Origin of the sequence: Paraburkholderia sp. GAS448 (assembly GCF_050435685.1) — a bacterium.
Lineage (GTDB): Bacteria > Pseudomonadota > Gammaproteobacteria > Burkholderiales > Burkholderiaceae > Paraburkholderia.
This window is the reverse complement of sequence record NZ_JBNDKT010000006.1, coordinates 234,720-250,130: the sequence shown is the minus strand read 5'-3', so window position 1 is coordinate 250,130 and position 15,411 is coordinate 234,720. Positions and strand designations below refer to the sequence as shown.

The 15,411-nt window shown below is 59.4% G+C and carries 17 protein-coding genes; 3 read left to right on the top strand and 14 right to left on the bottom strand.

The features are described 5' to 3' along the window. Positions 1–8 precede the first annotated feature (8 nt). From P3T23_RS14655 to P3T23_RS14630, 6 genes are all read right to left on the bottom strand, one after another. Positions 9–338, bottom strand: a complete 330-nt coding sequence (locus P3T23_RS14655) for a nuclear transport factor 2 family protein (protein WP_429316884.1) — start codon at positions 336–338, stop codon at positions 9–11. Between the two features lie 10 nt (positions 339–348). Continuing rightward, positions 349–948 carry a transglycosylase SLT domain-containing protein gene (locus P3T23_RS14650; protein ID WP_429316883.1) on the bottom strand — a complete coding sequence of 200 codons (600 nt, stop codon included), beginning with the start codon at positions 946–948 and terminating at the stop codon, positions 349–351. Positions 949–1,739: 791 nt separating this feature from the next. After that, positions 1,740–2,003 (bottom strand): integrase arm-type DNA-binding domain-containing protein, encoded by a 264-nt coding sequence (locus P3T23_RS14645; RefSeq protein WP_429316882.1) that lies wholly within the window; start codon positions 2,001–2,003, stop codon positions 1,740–1,742. 102 nt (positions 2,004–2,105) lie between these two features. Then, a complete protein-coding gene (locus P3T23_RS14640) occupies positions 2,106–2,867 on the bottom strand; it encodes an SDR family NAD(P)-dependent oxidoreductase (RefSeq protein WP_429316881.1) in 762 nt (253 codons plus the stop codon). A 105-nt stretch (positions 2,868–2,972) separates the two neighbouring features. Beyond that, a complete protein-coding gene (locus P3T23_RS14635) occupies positions 2,973–3,395 on the bottom strand; it encodes a DoxX family protein (protein ID WP_429316880.1) in 423 nt (140 codons plus the stop codon). A gap of 42 nt (positions 3,396–3,437) precedes the next feature. Further along, a complete protein-coding gene (locus P3T23_RS14630) occupies positions 3,438–3,800 on the bottom strand; it encodes a hypothetical protein (protein WP_429316879.1) in 363 nt (120 codons plus the stop codon). Between P3T23_RS14630 and P3T23_RS14625 the strand changes: the two genes are divergently transcribed. After that, positions 3,764–4,072, top strand: a complete 309-nt coding sequence (locus tag P3T23_RS14625) for a LysR substrate-binding domain-containing protein (RefSeq protein WP_429316990.1) — start codon at positions 3,764–3,766, stop codon at positions 4,070–4,072. The two genes, P3T23_RS14630 and P3T23_RS14625, sit on opposite strands and share 37 nt — an antisense overlap. Before the next feature lie 31 nt (positions 4,073–4,103). On the opposite strand, the gene P3T23_RS14620 is transcribed toward P3T23_RS14625, so the two are convergent. The 3 genes from P3T23_RS14620 to P3T23_RS14610 all read right to left on the bottom strand — a co-directional run bounded on the left by P3T23_RS14620 (position 4,104) and on the right by P3T23_RS14610 (position 6,025). Next, on the bottom strand, positions 4,104–4,556 hold the full coding sequence (locus P3T23_RS14620; RefSeq protein ID WP_429316878.1) for a BON domain-containing protein: 453 nt from the start codon (positions 4,554–4,556) through the stop codon (positions 4,104–4,106). Continuing rightward, positions 4,537–4,839, bottom strand: coding sequence for a Dabb family protein (locus tag P3T23_RS14615; protein WP_429316877.1), 303 nt, complete (start codon positions 4,837–4,839; stop codon positions 4,537–4,539). Before P3T23_RS14615 ends, P3T23_RS14620 begins: the two co-directional genes overlap by 20 nt. A gap of 220 nt (positions 4,840–5,059) precedes the next feature. Then, positions 5,060–6,025, bottom strand: coding sequence for a LysR family transcriptional regulator (locus P3T23_RS14610; RefSeq protein ID WP_429316876.1), 966 nt, complete (start codon positions 6,023–6,025; stop codon positions 5,060–5,062). 131 nt (positions 6,026–6,156) lie between these two features. On the opposite strand from P3T23_RS14610, the gene P3T23_RS14605 reads away from it, so the two are divergent. Both P3T23_RS14605 and P3T23_RS14600 read left to right on the top strand, forming a co-directional pair. After that, positions 6,157–7,041, top strand: coding sequence for an intradiol ring-cleavage dioxygenase (locus tag P3T23_RS14605; protein ID WP_429316989.1), 885 nt, complete (start codon positions 6,157–6,159; stop codon positions 7,039–7,041). A gap of 100 nt (positions 7,042–7,141) precedes the next feature. Beyond that, a complete protein-coding gene (locus P3T23_RS14600) occupies positions 7,142–8,209 on the top strand; it encodes a maleylacetate reductase (protein WP_429316875.1) in 1,068 nt (355 codons plus the stop codon). 12 nt (positions 8,210–8,221) lie between these two features. Here the strand turns inward: P3T23_RS14600 and P3T23_RS14595 are convergent, their stop codons facing one another. The 5 genes from P3T23_RS14595 to P3T23_RS14575 form a co-directional block, all read right to left on the bottom strand. Continuing rightward, on the bottom strand, positions 8,222–8,923 hold the full coding sequence (locus P3T23_RS14595; RefSeq protein ID WP_429316874.1) for a TetR/AcrR family transcriptional regulator: 702 nt from the start codon (positions 8,921–8,923) through the stop codon (positions 8,222–8,224). A 136-nt stretch (positions 8,924–9,059) separates the two neighbouring features. Then, on the bottom strand, positions 9,060–10,814 hold the full coding sequence (locus P3T23_RS14590) for an FAD-dependent oxidoreductase (RefSeq protein ID WP_429316873.1): 1,755 nt from the start codon (positions 10,812–10,814) through the stop codon (positions 9,060–9,062). Between the two features lie 122 nt (positions 10,815–10,936). Beyond that, entirely contained in the window at positions 10,937–12,658 is a 1,722-nt protein-coding gene (locus tag P3T23_RS14585; RefSeq protein WP_429316872.1) for an AMP-binding protein, read from the bottom strand. A gap of 84 nt (positions 12,659–12,742) precedes the next feature. After that, positions 12,743–13,531, bottom strand: a complete 789-nt coding sequence (locus P3T23_RS14580) for an enoyl-CoA hydratase/isomerase family protein (protein ID WP_429316871.1) — start codon at positions 13,529–13,531, stop codon at positions 12,743–12,745. 65 nt (positions 13,532–13,596) lie between these two features. Next, positions 13,597–15,336 carry a CocE/NonD family hydrolase gene (locus P3T23_RS14575; protein WP_429316870.1) on the bottom strand — a complete coding sequence of 580 codons (1,740 nt, stop codon included), beginning with the start codon at positions 15,334–15,336 and terminating at the stop codon, positions 13,597–13,599. Positions 15,337–15,411: the final 75 nt, after the last annotated feature.

The window sequence follows — 15,411 nt, the reverse complement described above, 5'->3', positions numbered from 1 at the left end:
CCTTATGATCAACGCTCGAACGGTGGAGAAATATCGACGTAGATGCGGTATTCATCGATCAACATGTCCAGCAACTTCCAGATCGTCACGGCCGGAATCGTCAGTGTCCAACCATCCTTGCGTGTGTAGGTCACTGATAGTTGCGAAGCGACGACATCCTCGAACGCCCATACGTTAAGGAGGTGATGCTTGATGTCCGCGAGATGCTTCAGGAAATTCTGTGAAGCCGCAGCAACGTTTGCGCGACCGATGACAGGATCGCTATTCGCATAGACGAAAGTGCAGTTCTGCGTCAGACAGTTCGCGAGCCCCCTGCTCGCCCATCGAACCAATCGCATCAATGCCGCGTCACAAACCGAATTCCGCTTTCATCATGCTCATGCGATCGACTACGCGCCGCGCGTAGCCCCTGGCGCCGCCGCTATAGCGATATAGGGCGTCCTCGAGGTTTCCATCTGATGCCGTGATGTAGTTATGCAGAATTTCTGACCCAATGCGGACATTCGTACGCGCGTCAGTCAAATCGGACGTGCGAAGGACGCGGTCTCTGTGCTGAGATGGAAGCACTTGCATGAGTCCCTTGGCGCCAACCACACTTACCGCGAATCTGTCGAAACTGGATTCGACCTCAATCACTGCAAGCAGCAACAACGGCGAGATTGTGTAGCGCCCTGCTGCGTTCAGCACCGCGCGACCAATTTCCAATGCGTCGGGCAACCTTATATGAAAGCGGGCACTCACAACAGTTGCGATTTCCTCTGCTGTGGGCGTGCCCTCTCTGGGCGCGTCGAAAGTTGTGGACATCGGCCAGACCGACGAATCAGCGCCATAACACAGTCCCGCAAGCGACCCGAGGACCACGATCGCCGCCGCGACGACGATACCGCGGAGGCGATGCGCAATAGCGCGTGGCCAATAAAAAGAATCCTGGTTCAGGTTCGCGAACATCGCCTATGTTCCTGACAACAAATACCGCGCAGCGAGAGCATTCCCCAGGTTGGCACCGGGCTGTATTGAACGCTCGTCGCTCACACGCTCAAATGACGGCCGTCTAACGCCCACAACTCAGGCGGCTCGATATGGAGACCGCGCCGCCACACGTCGGCCGTGAGCGGAGATTGCCGCGCCCACGATGGCATCAGTCAAACATCCGGATCATCGGTCGTTCCCGGTTTGGAGGGTATATGCACCAGGTACCGTCTCGATGGCGAAAAAAGAACAGTGCGACTGGGCCTGCCGCCCTCAGGGTCTCGACGCACACATAACGTTGATCTGTGGATCGCCTGTTTCTGAACTCTGTGACATGGACCTTGTCCCCAGGCACCGTGCCGAGCCAGTGATCGACCATCAGGTGCAAAGATTTTCCTGCGCTAGCCATCATCTTCTCCTTCTCAAAACGACCCAGCCTCGAACAGCGTCTCAACACGACAGGTCTACCACTCGCGCAATCAAACCATTCGTATTAAGATCGTTCTATGCAACATCGATTTATATCGAATAATGTGTCTTGGAGCGACAGAAGTCAAGGATACCAGGGAATTCCCTGGGAAATGCCGTGGCGGCAGCCTCTAGCGAACGATCGTGCTAACCGCTGAGCCGCGCTATATGGCGAGGAATGATCGAATGGCCAAGTCCCACTCCACCGCAATCGATGGGACCCTGGATTACATCGCGCCCTCTTGCAGATCAGCGGGAAAGGATTCGCGCCTTTGCTTTTGCGATGCGGCTCAATGTCCCGATCAGGTAGTCACGACACAAATCCTTGACTGTGTATCCGGATATCGACGCCGGCGTATCGAGAGCCGCCTGTCTGGACTGACACTTGCCGCCGCTGGATCTCCGCCGCCGTCACGCGATGCCCGTTGCTTCGCCCGCTCCGTTATCGCAGCCGGCAATCCCATTGCAGGCCACTCGCCGAGTTTGATTTGACCCATCCAATGATCGAGCGGCGATTTGTAGCGGTAGGTCCATGACTCGCGGCTGTGAGTCGCCCGCAGGTGCAAGTCAGGAAAGCCGCCGCCAGGTTTTCTCGCAAATGTTTGAGCGATGATGTACCCGGGATCAGCAGGACGAATTGCCCGGCGATCGAGCCCTCGACCGGGCGATCACCAGACCTTCATTCCGCCGTCGACGACGATGTCCACGCCGGTCACGTACGAACTGTCATCGGAGGCCAGAAAGAGAGCAACGTTCGCCACTTCCTCGGGCCGTCCAAGTCGACCGAGGAGCGTCTTGCCAAGCATGTAGCCGGCCCACTCCGGATTTTTCAGCTGCTCTCGCGTCTGGTTGGTTTCAATCACCCCGGGCGAAATCGAATTGGCGCGAATCCCATGGTCCCGGCCTTCCATCGCCAACTGTCGCGTCATGCCGATAATCCCCGCCTTGGCGGTGGTGTGGGCAAGCGAGCCAAGGTTCTTGAAGCTCATGAGTGCGGTCAGGGAAGCCGTGTTCACAATCACGCCGCGGCTTGCTTTCAGATGCGGCCATGCGGCCCGCGTGAGGTAGAACACCAGATCGACCTCTTCGCGACGATTGCGCTCCCATTCGTCGTCCGAGACGTCCTCGATCCAGTTGAAGTACGCCATCGCGGCGTTATTGAAAAGGACGTCGATACGGCCAAATGACCGCACAGCGAGGTCGACGAGTGCCCCACAGTCGGCGGGTCTCGTCAGATCGCACGGATGCAGGGACACCATCGTGCCGCCGGCGGCACGATCTGCATCGACAGTGGCTTGCGCATCGTCGGCATACAAACCGCAGCCGACCACGAGCGCACCTTCTCGCGCGAACGTCAGCGCGGCCTCGCGCCCCATGCTCCCGCCTGTTCCAGTGATGATGCACACCTTTCCCGCGAGCCTGTTCGACACGGTGGATCTCCGTTTGAGGATAGCGATGGTGAGACAGAGGAACGAGCCGGACGAGACGATCAACCACCCGCTCAGGCAAGCGTTCGCCTCGACGGATCCGTGTTCCTAGCTCGCACTCAGAGACGCAGCACGCGAGGCCGCCCGCCCGGCGCGCGCATCGAGGCTGAACGCACCGGCACCAAAGTAGGTGATCTGCAGAAGGCCGCCAGCCATCATCACGTTCTTCAGGAAGTGAATCATCTGGTTCTGGTCGGCGAAATTGTGGTGGAAGAAGGCCGCCGTGACGAGACAGAACACCGCCATCGCGAGCGACACGTAGCGGGCACGGTATCCCGACAGCAAGAGCAAGCCGCCGCCCAGTTCGACGGCCACGGCGGCAATGTACGCAAGCGGCGGTACAGGCAAACCCATAGCCGCGATATGGCCGACCGTCACGGCGTATGCGCCGAGTTTGCCCAGCCCGCTCATGACGAACGGTGCTCCGATCATGATACGACCCAACAGTGGAAGAAACTTGTAACGATCCATGATGACCTCCCGAAATTGACTTACGTAGGTGGACTATGAAAATTACACCTGGCCGATGTCCACCATCACCAGCCCGGAATCTTCGAGCGCGATTATTTCAACCGCCGGCACTTTCGTGATCGCGGCACCGTCGAGCGGACCCATGGGTTCGCCGTTGACTTCGATTCGTCCCGATGCCACCACTAGATAGGCACAACGCGACGGACTCAACGCCTGCCAGATGCGCTCGCCTGCCTTTAGCATTGCGCCAGGCAGGCGCGCATTCGCGCGAATGGGAAGCGCGCCTTCGTCTCTGGCGAAACCGCTCGCAACCAGATCTCTGACCTCAATGACCTGAGGATCTTCGCGGAGGTGGTCGAGCGCGGAACCTGGTCGACACCAAGGGTCAGGCGACGTCGTGGACACATCAGCCTCGATTGGCGACAGACGATCTGGCCAGCCTGATGATCGCGGCAATGCAAGGCGTCGGCGTGGCCTTGCCGCCTCGGAAACTTATCGGGGACGACATTCAGGCTGGCCGGCTAGGGCACCTGCTGCCCGATCTGGCTACGACGCCAGGCCTCGTGCACGCGATCTTCGCCACGCGCCGAGGCATGGTTCCGGCTGTCCGACACCTGCTCGACGCACTCGTTGCGGGATTCGAAGCGTTCAATGAAAAGCGGTACGGCGGCCGTTGATGAGCCAGTGCGCGTCGTGTAATTTTTTGAACTAGAGCTGGGGCCGCTGCACGATTTTGCTGCTAACCGACGTGACACCCTGCACCTTGCTGGCAGCGTCCGTTGCGATGTGTTCCTGGTCTGGGGTATCAATAAAGCCGCTCAGGATCACCTCCCCCGTTTGTGCGTTCGCAAATACCGCGATATCTGTCCCCGCCAGGCCCTTCGTCTTGTTCAGCGCCTGGTGCACTTTCTTCGCAAATGAGCGGTTCGCGGCGCGGTCGGCTTTCTTCGAGCCGCCGGGTTGAGACGCTTGACCGGTTACTGTGGCGCCGCTTTGCGCAGCCGGGGCCGATGTCGGTCCCTGGGCAAGAGCAGCCGTCGAAAGACAACCCGCTATCGCCCACAATGCCGCTTTATATGTGTTCCTCATCGGTTCCACCCTGGTGTTTTGAAGTGATTGCACAGTAGTCACGGCAGCGCGGTCAGCTTGCAGCGTAATCAACCTGGTGACGCGTCTCTCGCATGCCGGCAAGTGCCTCGCGAACCCGAAGGTGTTCCGGGTGGTTCGCATAGTCTTCGAGGGCAGCGCGTGATTCAAAATCGGCCACGAGAACAACGTCGCACGCATAGTCGACTTCACTGATATCAAGCCCCACATCGATCTCCAGCAAGCCCGGAATCAAGCCTCGAAGGCGCTCGAACTCCTGTTTGACGCGTCTGGCCGTCTCGCGGCGCTCGCTCGCGGTCTTGCCTGCAACACGCCACATCACAATGTGCCTGATCATTGCTCTGTCTCACGAAGTGAATTCAAAACGAAGTCGTAGTCGAAGCTGCAGCATTTCTTTACCAGCCATTCCACCGCTTTATATTTTCCAATCGCCAAGTTTTGCGTTAACGATAGGTCTGTTTTTGGGCTAGAACAATGTATCTACGGAAAAATTGATTTCCACCTGGTGGAAAAATTGCATCTGAAACCCGCCAGGCACGCTGTTGAGCTATCCGGAATCAGCGAACCTGGGTTCTCTGCGCGGCTCGTGCCGCGAGGGCACTTTGGGGCACCGCGTTCCAGCGATTCTCCAGGTCCAGATTCCTGACGTGCTCGGTCAACGCATCGGCAAATACCCGAATCTTCGCAGGCTGGTTTCGTCGACTCTGATAGGCGAGATTGATTGTCAGCGGTGGCAATTCCCAGTCACCCAGCAAAGGAACCAGTCGTCCGGCGACAATATCGTCGTGCACGATGTAGAGCGGCTGAATCACAATTCCCAGCCCGGCCCGCGCCGCTGCGCAGATTACTTGTCCTTCGTTCGACTCCAGCACCGCGTTGATTGCAATGCTGCGCCGCTCCCGGCCTCGCTTGAATTCGAGCAGAAAGGGATTCGTTGCGTAGCTATAAACGAGCACGCTCTGGTTTGCAATGTCGTCGGGCGTCTCCGGCACGCCATGCCTGGCGAGATACGCCGGCGACGCGGCCAGCACGCGGCGCGTGTGCGCCAGCCGCCGGACGGTTATGCCCGAGTCTCCCTCGTGTTCGCGCGTGCGAATTGCGCAATCGATGCCCGCTTCGATGAAATTCGGATAACGGTTCGCCGCCGTAATCTGCACGGACAGTTCAGGATAGCGTTGCCTGAATTCCGGCAGCCACGGGGCAATATGCAAGACAGCAAACGACACCGAACTCGTTACACGCAGTACTCCCCTCGGTCGCCGCGCCATATCACTGACAGCGGTATCGGCTTCCGCGATCTCCGCGAGGATCGACGCGCAACGCTGTTGATACTCGCGTCCTGCGTCCGTGAGCCACAGTCGGCGCGTAGTACGCTCGACCAGACGTGTTCCTAAACGATCTTCGAGCGCGCTCAGCATCCGGCTCGCCGCTGCATTCGAAATGCCCAGGCGTTCTGCAGCTTTGGACAGACTGCCGAGTTCGGCTGTCAGCGCAAAGAACTCCATTTGCGTATAGCGGTCCATACGATGATTTTTCCACTCAATGGAAATTTGTTTTCACTATAGCGCATATTTTTTCTTCTGGAACATCGCTAGAGTCCTGACATGACCACCTTTCGGTGGTGCGCTCAGCAAGCAAAATCCCGGAGACAGTAATGCGCAATATCAGCGAGGACACCATCACGCAAGCAGTGCTAGCGGCAATGTCTGGCTGCAAGAATGACAGGCTGCATACGGTCATGATCAGTCTCGTCCAACATTTGCATTCCTTCGCACGTGAAGTCAAGCTGACCGAGAGCGAGTGGACGTACGCAATCAATTTCCTTACCGAAGTCGGCCACATCACTGATGACAAACGCCAGGAGTTCATCCTTTTATCGGACACCCTCGGCCTGTCGATGCTGACCACGACGCAAAACAACAGTAAGCCTCCCACATGCACCGAGACCACAGTGCTCGGGCCGTTCTTTGTCGAAGGGGCACCCGATTATGAGAACGGCGAAGACATATCCAATGGCGCAGCAGGCCTGCCGTGCTTTGTTACGGGCCACGTTCGCGGCCTTCATGGGGAAGCGGTGCCGGATGCGACGCTCGAAGTCTGGCAATCGGACGAAGATGGCTACTACGACGTACAGTATGCTGCCCAGCAGCAAGCCGAAGTGAAGCATCAAGGCCGCGGTCGCCTGCGCACGCTTGCTGATGGACGCTTTCACTTTCGCTCGATCCTCGCCGAGGCGTATCCAATTCCTCATGACGGCCCGGTTGGGCGAATGCTCGAAGCGCTCGGACGACATCCCTGGCGGCCCGCACACCTGCATTTCTGGATCAACGCGGCCGGGTACGAGCCTCTGATCACGCATATCTTCCGTAACGGGGACAAGTACCTCGACTCGGACGCCGTGTTCGGCGTGCGCTCGACCCTGGTGGCTGACTGGATTGAGCACCCGCCAGGCGTGGCACCGGACGGTACGTCGATGGACACGCCGTTTTACACGCTCGACTATGGGTTCGTTCTGAATCCTGTCGGCCACGCATCGTGATCCGGCGTTTCAAGTTGCCCCGCGCCTGAAAGCCTGGTCTTGACCAAGGGCTCTCGACGAGCCCGTCAACAGCAAATCCCCTCCTTCCACGAGGTCCACCGTGCCCCTCTCCGACTTTGTCTATAACGGTCGCGCAACGCGTGTCGTATTTGGCAATGGATCACGCGTGCATCTAAAGCGCGAACTGCTGGCGCTCGGCGCACAGCGCGCGTTGGTTCTCTGCAGTCCGGAACAGCACGCGCTCGGCGCATCGGTGGCGGAGCAGCTGGGAAGCCACTCAGCGGGTCTTTTCGATCGCGCCGCCATGCACGTGCCACTCGAACTGGCTGTCGAAGCACGAACGGTCGCGGCCTCGTTGGGCGCCGATTGCATCATCGCTGCCGGTGGCGGGTCAGCAATTGGGCTTGCCAAAGCGATCGCGCTCGAGTCGAGCCTGCCCATTCTCGCCGTGCCCACCACTTATGCCGGCAGCGAAATGACACCGATATACGGGCTGACGGACACAGGCCTGAAGCGGACTGGAACCGATATTCGCGTCATGCCCAAAACCGTGATCTACGACCCAGACCTGACACTCACCCTGCCCGTTGGCATGTCGGTAACAAGCGGGATCAACGCTATTGCGCACGCGGCAGAAGGCTTATATTCGCGTGACGCGAATCCGCTTACGAGCCTGATGGCGGAAGAAGGCATCACAGCGCTCGCGCGCAGCCTGCCCGATATCGTCGCCAATCCGGACGACCCGTCTGCACGCGCCGACGCCCTGTACGGTTCCTGGCTATGCGGCGCCGTTCTCGGAAGCGTCGGTATGGCCCTGCATCACAAGCTCTGCCATACGCTTGGCGGCAGCTTCGATCTGCCGCATGCCCCGACTCATACGATCGTACTGCCGCATGCACTGGCTTACAACGCCGAGGCTGCGCCCGACGCCATGAAACGCGTCGCGAGAGCAGTAGGACATGAGAGCGCGGCACAGGGTCTATTCGAGCTCGCGCGTGCAAACGGCGCGCCCATCGCGTTGAAAGACATCGGCATGCGCGAAGACCAGTTGGACCACGCCGCCGACCTCGCGTGCAGCAATGCGTACTGGAATCCCCGGCCGCTGGAACGCAATGCGATTCGTGCCTTGCTTCAGCGCGCATTCGAAGGGAGTGCGCCAAAGCCGTGAACTCCAAAGTATTCACACGCCCGCCGGCGCCGTGGACGCCTGTGATGTCTTAAAGACGAGCTGCTCGATTGTGCGCCAGCATGCATCGACCAACGCCGGGTCGGACGGAGAGAGATGGCTCGTCGCCGAGATTTCAGGGCCAAAGCCCGATAGCGTCGACGTCAGACTGACTAACATATAGTGAAAAATGATAGGCTCGACCTTCGGCAAAGCATGCTCGTCTTGAGCGGCGCGAATCTGCGGCAGGAGCCACGCAATCAGTGGTTTGAGAATCGTATCCGCGATCCATTGCAGCCTTGAACTGTAGCCTAGCTCTTCCTGAAGCATGAAGCGATGAAACTCAGGGTACTCCACACTGAAGCGGAATAGCGCCCGATAGGCCAGTTTGACACGTTCGACTGCACTTGCCGAATCCGAGCCCGACAGATTGGCATCGCGTTCACTGCGGACACGCTCGAATACGTATTCGGCAACGGCCTGCCACAGAATCTCCTTGGATCGGAAATGGTATGTGATGAGCGGATGCTGCACACCAATCCGGTCTGCAATGCTGCGAATGCTTGCAGCATCGAAACGCCTGGAGGCGAATTCAAGCAACGCGGCGTCCAGAATTGCCGAACGGGTTTCCTGGGCCCTCTGCTGCCCAGCACGCTTCAGCTCCGCCGCCTGGCGCGTCCGGACGGAATTTTTAGCGGTAGAGTTTTGTTTCATCATGACGCACCCGCTGGGGAAAACCATCGGTCCCACCTGGTGTCCGCGGTATCCACTCCTTCACCGTTCTCTCCTTCTATTGCGCGTCTTACCCCTTACACGGCGCGAACGCCGTGGGGTAAGACGCGGCCGGCAGCGCCTATTTTGCGAGTACGGTCTGCATGACGCGGCGAAGTTCGGCAGCCGGATCAGCCACCCCTTCAAAGCTGCGCCAGGCCACGTGGTGGTCCGGGCGGATCAGCAGACAGCCGAAGTCGCTGATCCCCTTCACGCTCGCCCACTCGCCGGCATGATCCGCATACGACTGTCGCGGGCCAATGACGCGCACATCGATTTCGACGCCAAGTCCCTCGCCGACCTGTGCAGCGGCCTCAACCCATGCCTCACCTCCGAGTCCGGTGAAGACAGTGAACCGTCCATGCCCAGCGAGGTCAAGCGTCGAGTGCTGCCGTCCCTGTTTGTCGAACACCCAGGCGTGGGGCAAGCGAGCGCCTGGCCACGTCGTCGGCTGGTAATACAGCTCTGAATCGCGCTCGAAGGCCGGTTCCTTCTGACCGTCGGTCACAATCGCGCCGGAGCGGTAGCGTTGATTCATTTCGACCCCGTGGGCGTCCAGTTCATATTTCTTGAACGCCAACGCTTCGCGAATTTCCTCTCGCTGCTTTTCAGCAGCCGCAGTCGACAGGCTGCGAGCATGCATGTTGGCCTGCATGACCTTCCCATCCGTCGTTTCCGCAATTCCAAGCGCCTCATAAAGCGGCGCGAATTCCGCAATCGACTGATTGGCGCGCGTGACGATCTGCTTTGCGACTGGGGCGCGCTCCAACGTATAGCTATCGAGAAGCGCTTCACCCGCTTTCCCGTTGATCACGGCGGCGAGTTTCCAGGCGAGATTGAACGCATCCTGAATGGAAGTGTTGGAACCCAGACCGCCCGATGGCGGGTGCCGGTGAGTGGCGTCTCCCATGCAGAAAACCCGCCCGTCCTGCATGCGCGTGGCGTACATGTTGTTGACCGTCCACGTATTCGCCCCCAGCAGCTTGATCTCGAGATCCGGTTTGCCGACCAGCTGACGCGCGATCTCCGTGGCCTTGGCTTCGTCGATGACCGGAGCCGGGTCGTTGATGTCATAGCCCCAGACGATCAACCACTCATTCCACGGCCGCACCATCCGGATCAGACCCATTCCGATGCCGCCGACTTCCGCACCCGGTTGCATGATCGGGTAAAGCACCGCGGGCCGATGCGCGACAAGCTCCGTGAGATCGGCGCGGAACCAGATGTTCATCGAGCCGCGCACACCCATCTTCCCTTCGAAAGGCAGCCCCGCATTCTTCGCGACCTGGGAGTTCCCGCCGTCTGCGCCGACCAGATACTTTGATTTGACCGTGAACTCCTCACCGCTCAACCGGTCACGGCATACCGTGATCACGCCGTCGTCCGTCTGCGTGTGGCTCACGTATTCCGTGCTCATCCGCGCCTCAGTGCCGCGCGAGCAAGCCGTCTTGAACAACAGCGGCTCCATGAACGTCTGCGGCAAATCGTTCATTTTGGTCGGGCTCGCCAGGCGGCGCTCCCCTCGCGACGTGGGATGCAAGCCCCAGCTCGGCGCGCGGCCGATTTCCTCGCCCGTCAGACTTTCGCAGAATACCGTTCCGCCCATGAGATCATCACTGGTCGCGTGCAGGTAAGCCTCCTGCTCTACTTCCTTTCCGAGGTCACGCAGGACCTCCATCGTTCGCTGGTTCGTGATATGCGCCCGCGGCGTGTTGGCCAGCCAGCGGTACATGTTGACGACCATGTTCTCGACACCGTAGGTGGAAAGCAGCGCTGCACAAGCGGAGCCTGCGGGCCCGGTTCCCACGATAAGCACATCTGTAGTAATTTCTGCCATGACGACTTCTCCTGATATCAAATCCTGTCACCCAGTGCGTTCGGATATTTGATGTGGATGACTAATTAAATAGAGAGCTGGTATTGCGCGTTCTGCTTGCCAAGCCGGCTTTCACATCCCTCTCACGCTGTCTTTTTCTCGCTCAAACTCATCAATCGAATCATCTCCTCTCGCATCACGAATTTCTGAACCTTCCCTGTAACGGTCAACGGCATATCGTCGACGAAGCGAACATACCTGGGTATCTTGTAGTGCGCGATTTGTCCCTGGCAAAACTCCCGGATGTCTTCCTCGGTCACATACTCTCCTTGCCGAAGCACGATCCACGCACATAGTTCCTCGCCATTCTTCTCGTCTGGCACGCCGAACACCTGCACATTCTGAATCTTGGGGTGCCTGAAGAGGTACTCTTCGATCTCGCGAGGGTAAATGTTCTCGCCGCCGCGAATCACCATGTCCTTGAGCCGGCCGACGATATTGCAATAGCCGTCGGCGTCGATGGTTGCAAGGTCTCCCGTCCGCATCCATCCACCAACGATGCTTTCACGCGTCTTTTCGTCGTCGTCCCAGTACCCCAGCATCACGGAGTATCCTTTTGTGCAGAGTTCTCCAGCTTCACCAACGGGAACCGTATTGCCAAAGGTATCGACGATCTTCACTTCGAGGTGAGGTTGAATCCGCCCGACGGTGGTCGTGCGCTTATCGAGCGGGTCTGTCGTTGAGCTCTGAAACGATATCGGGCTGGTCTCCGTCATTCCATACCCAATGGTGACCTCGCGCATGTGCATCTTCGCGACCACCTGATTCATGGTCTCTACCGGACACGGTGAACCCGCCATGATGCCCGTGCGCAAACTGCTCAGGTCGAACGTCGAGAATTCCGGATGTTCGAGTTCTGCGATGAACATCGTCGGCACCCCGTGAAGCGCCGTACAGCGTTCTTCAGCGATCGCCGCGAGGGTCGCGCCCGCATCGAACCCTTCGCCCGGGAAGACCATCTGCGCGCCGACCGATACGCACGCCAGCACGCCGAGCACCATCCCAAAGCAGTGGTAAAGCGGAACGGGGATGCAGAGCGAATCAACTTCGGAAAAATTCATCGCCATCGCAACGAAGCGCCCGTTATTGACGATGTTTCGATGCGTCAGCGTGGCTCCCTTCGGGTTTCCCGTCGTGCCGCTCGTGAACTGGATATTGATTGGGTCGTGAGCAGACAGCACCACCGTCGTTGGTCCTTCGGCGCGAAGCATCGCCTCGCCCTCCAGCATCACAGCAGAAAACGGCAGTATCCCTTGTACGCCGGGTTCCCCGACAGATATCACGGTGCGAAGCTCTGGCAGGCGCGCACATTGCAGCTCGCCGGCACGCTGCGTCGCAAGTTCCGGCGCTATGTCGAGCAGCATCGAGATGTAGTTCGATTTCTTGAATTGCTCGGCCGTCACGAGCGCTTTGCACCCCACCTTGCGCAAGGCATACTCGAGTTCGGAGACCCGGTAGGCGGGGTTGATGTTGACCAGCACTGCCCCGATACGTGCCGTGGCGAACTGCGTGAGCAGCCATTCGAATCGATTGGGCGACCAGATGCCGACGCGGTCACCCTTTGCTATGCCCAGGGACAACAGACCCGCGGCAAGCCGATCGACCCGCTCGTCAAATTCTCTCCATGTCCAGCGCACGCCCTGGTCGCGGAACACCACGGCTGGCCGGTCCGGAAAACGTAGCGCCGTATCCCTCAGAAACTCGCCGATTGTGGCTTCGGTCAACGGAACATTCGCGGCACCGCGCACATAGGCAATGCCGTCGGCAGGTGCGATAAGCGCAAGGGGACCGGGTAAGGTTTGCATAAATCCATTCTCCAACGCTGCTGTGAATCCCGGTTCAGGTGTGCGCTGAACCAGGGTCATACGTCTGCTGTAACCGCCGCCGCGCTATTTGCCGTAAAACACCAGATCGCCAGGCTCCTCGTCGCGGTCGAACGCTTCGGCCGTGTTGGCGAAGCCGCGGGTGGCGTCTTCCGTGACGTACAAGCCCATCGTGATATCGAGCAGTGCTACATCTGCACCTGCCACACCGCCACTCGACCACGTCTTGAGCAGGGTGCGCGTCGCCGCAAACGACAGCGTCGGGCCGTCCGCGAGCCGCGTCACCAGTGCCTGGGCGACGCTTTCGAGCTGATCCGGTTCTGCCACGTGTGTGGCAATCCCAAGCTCCCCGGCAAGGCTTCCCGGAATCGGTTCGCCCAGCATGGCAAAACGCGAAGCACGGCTACGCCCCACGCGCTCGGCCAGCCGCTGCAGTGCACCCGCGATGGGCAGCATGGCGGTGGTGACCTCGACGCATCTGAACACGGCATTCGACGCGGCCACGATGAAATCGCAGGCGAGAGCGAGCTCCAGTCCGCCACCGAATGCCAGCCCCTGCACGACCGCCACGGTCGGCACACGCAAGGCCTCGATGGCGCGATACGACGTATTGACCTCCGCGACGAACGTGCGGAACCAGTTCAGGTCCTTGCCCGGCCATTCGCGAACCTCGCCGCCGAGACTGAAATGCGGCCCTTCTGCACGAACGACGAGAACCCGGATATCGCTTTCGCTCGCCTCGTGAACCGCGTCCCGGAGGCATTGGGCAAAACGCGCGTCAAGCCGGTTGTAGGGCGGATTCGCCAGCACGATATGCCCTTCCTTCCCGCGACGCTCAAAACGAATGCTCTTCATTTGCTAACCTCATGTTGTCGGTCAAATTCACCGGGCGCGCATGACGCCCTTCAAGGTTCTGTAATTCAGGACGTCGCATCATTCAGCGGAATGATGGGGAGCAGCAAATGTGATGGCCGGTCAGCGTCGCGGTAAATCTTGTGAGTCACCGTATTGCTGCTGCCTACGTGATACGGAATGTATTCGACGTCGGTCATCGCGCCGGTTCCGGTCGGCACGTCAAGACTGCAAATCTCGACGCAGATGCGATGGCCAGCCTTGAACTGGTTGGCTGTCGCCAACACCTGGATCTCGTACTTGACGATCTCGCCCGGAGTAACAGGCTCGATTGAATCCTTCGTCAGCTTGTGGAACGGTTCCCCAGGCGTGGAGCGGTCCGTATCCAATGCCCTGTACGACGCCTTCAACCAACCGCGAGTCAGCTCACGTTCGGGCAAAGTATCGGGAACGTTGCGTTCGCCGACGCGCGCGGTAACGACCGACACGTCCGGGCCCACGTCCTTGAGCACGACGATCCAGTTCGTGTCCGGCTGGTCGATCTCGGCATAGAGCGTGAGCGAGATTGGACCGGCCACCAGGACATCGTGCGCAAGCGGATCCGTCATATAGCGCAGGCGCTCGACCTTGCTTGTCTTCTTGAGCGGCATCTGGGTGAAGACGTCCGGCTCGCGCAACGCATTGCCCACTTCCGCCGCGGGTCGCGGCTCTTCCGTGGAAAGTCGCTCCCAGCCACCAAGGTAATACTTCGCCCATTGCGTCTCGGGCAGAGGCCAGTCGGTGCCCGTGCGCCATTCGTTGGCGCCCATGACCCAGTAACGGACCGGGGGCTCGTCCATGATGCCGGTGTCGACACCCTTGAGCCAGTAGTCGTACCAGCGGATGACTTCGTCGTGGTACTGGTGGAACGGGCGTTCCAGGTGGGCCGGACCGGTAAAGACCAGCTTGCGCGGTTGCTTGACGTTGGCGAAATAGTGCTGGGCGCCCAGCCAATGCAGTTTGTAGGTGTATGCATAGGCACCGGAGCCCGTATAGAACGGCACCTTGATCTTCTTGAAGATCTCTTCGCTCCGCTCGACGGTCCCGTCTGGCTCCCAGGGGTTCGTCATGATGTGGTACATCACCCACGTACGCTGACCCTTCTGCGTCAGAATGTTGTAGAGGTTGATGTACATCTTGTAGTCGGGATTGCGCATGGCCTCGCGCCAGAGCGCTTCCTGCTCATCCGGCAGCGGTCCGGGCACATTGCGCGACTCATGCACCGTGCTGAAAACGTCAAGCAGATACGGGAACGTATGGATGACGCCGCCAGGATTGAAATCGCGAAACCCGAACATGCCACCGTAGGCGCTGCATGCGTCGTAGGGAAAGATCGCCTTGAGCGCCGGATGCCCTTGTGCGGCCGCGCGCCATTGCTCGCCCGCGAACCCCGAGATGCCGACCATTCCGACTTTCCCGTCCGACCAGGGCTGTTGCGTGATCCACTCGATCATGTCGTAGTGGTCGGTGTTTTCTTCGCCATAGTGGCCTTCGGACTTGGCCGAACCCCGCGGCTGCGCGATCACGTGCACGTAGCCGTTCGCCACAAAGCGCCGGGTGTCACCCGCTTCCACCGGCCCAAACCACAGCGGAGCGTGCGCGGGTTGCGGAGGCAACACGTCGGCAATGTCCGGACCCTGAAGATCCTTGTTATGCAAAGCGGAAGCGTAGAGCACCGGATACTTCCCGCTCCCCTCGGGTCGATAGACGTCGACGGCAAGACGAGTGCCATCCTGCATCGTTACGTAGACGTCACGTTCTTCAATCATGTCTCCTCCAGATACATCGGTACGTTCGACTTCAACAGGCGGCCGCTGACGAATTCGAACGCGGCCCAGATATTT

Excerpts from the sequence above, each read along its gene's own strand:
- P3T23_RS14655 (WP_429316884.1), bottom strand. The coding sequence starts at position 338 with ATGCGATTGGTTCGATGGGCGAGCAGGGGGCTCGCGAACTGTCTGACG.
- P3T23_RS14650 (WP_429316883.1), bottom strand. The coding sequence starts at position 948 with ATGTTCGCGAACCTGAACCAGGATTCTTTTTATTGGCCACGCGCTATT.
- P3T23_RS14635 (WP_429316880.1), bottom strand. The coding sequence starts at position 3,395 with ATGGATCGTTACAAGTTTCTTCCACTGTTGGGTCGTATCATGATCGGA.
- P3T23_RS14615 (WP_429316877.1), bottom strand. The coding sequence starts at position 4,839 with ATGATCAGGCACATTGTGATGTGGCGTGTTGCAGGCAAGACCGCGAGC.
- P3T23_RS14610 (WP_429316876.1), bottom strand. The coding sequence starts at position 6,025 with ATGGACCGCTATACGCAAATGGAGTTCTTTGCGCTGACAGCCGAACTC.
- P3T23_RS14605 (WP_429316989.1), top strand. The coding sequence starts at position 6,157 with ATGCGCAATATCAGCGAGGACACCATCACGCAAGCAGTGCTAGCGGCA.
- P3T23_RS14595 (WP_429316874.1), bottom strand. The coding sequence starts at position 8,923 with ATGATGAAACAAAACTCTACCGCTAAAAATTCCGTCCGGACGCGCCAG.
- P3T23_RS14590 (WP_429316873.1), bottom strand. The coding sequence starts at position 10,814 with ATGGCAGAAATTACTACAGATGTGCTTATCGTGGGAACCGGGCCCGCA.
- P3T23_RS14585 (WP_429316872.1), bottom strand. The coding sequence starts at position 12,658 with ATGCAAACCTTACCCGGTCCCCTTGCGCTTATCGCACCTGCCGACGGC.
- P3T23_RS14580 (WP_429316871.1), bottom strand. The coding sequence starts at position 13,531 with ATGAAGAGCATTCGTTTTGAGCGTCGCGGGAAGGAAGGGCATATCGTG.
- P3T23_RS14575 (WP_429316870.1), bottom strand. The coding sequence starts at position 15,336 with ATGATTGAAGAACGTGACGTCTACGTAACGATGCAGGATGGCACTCGT.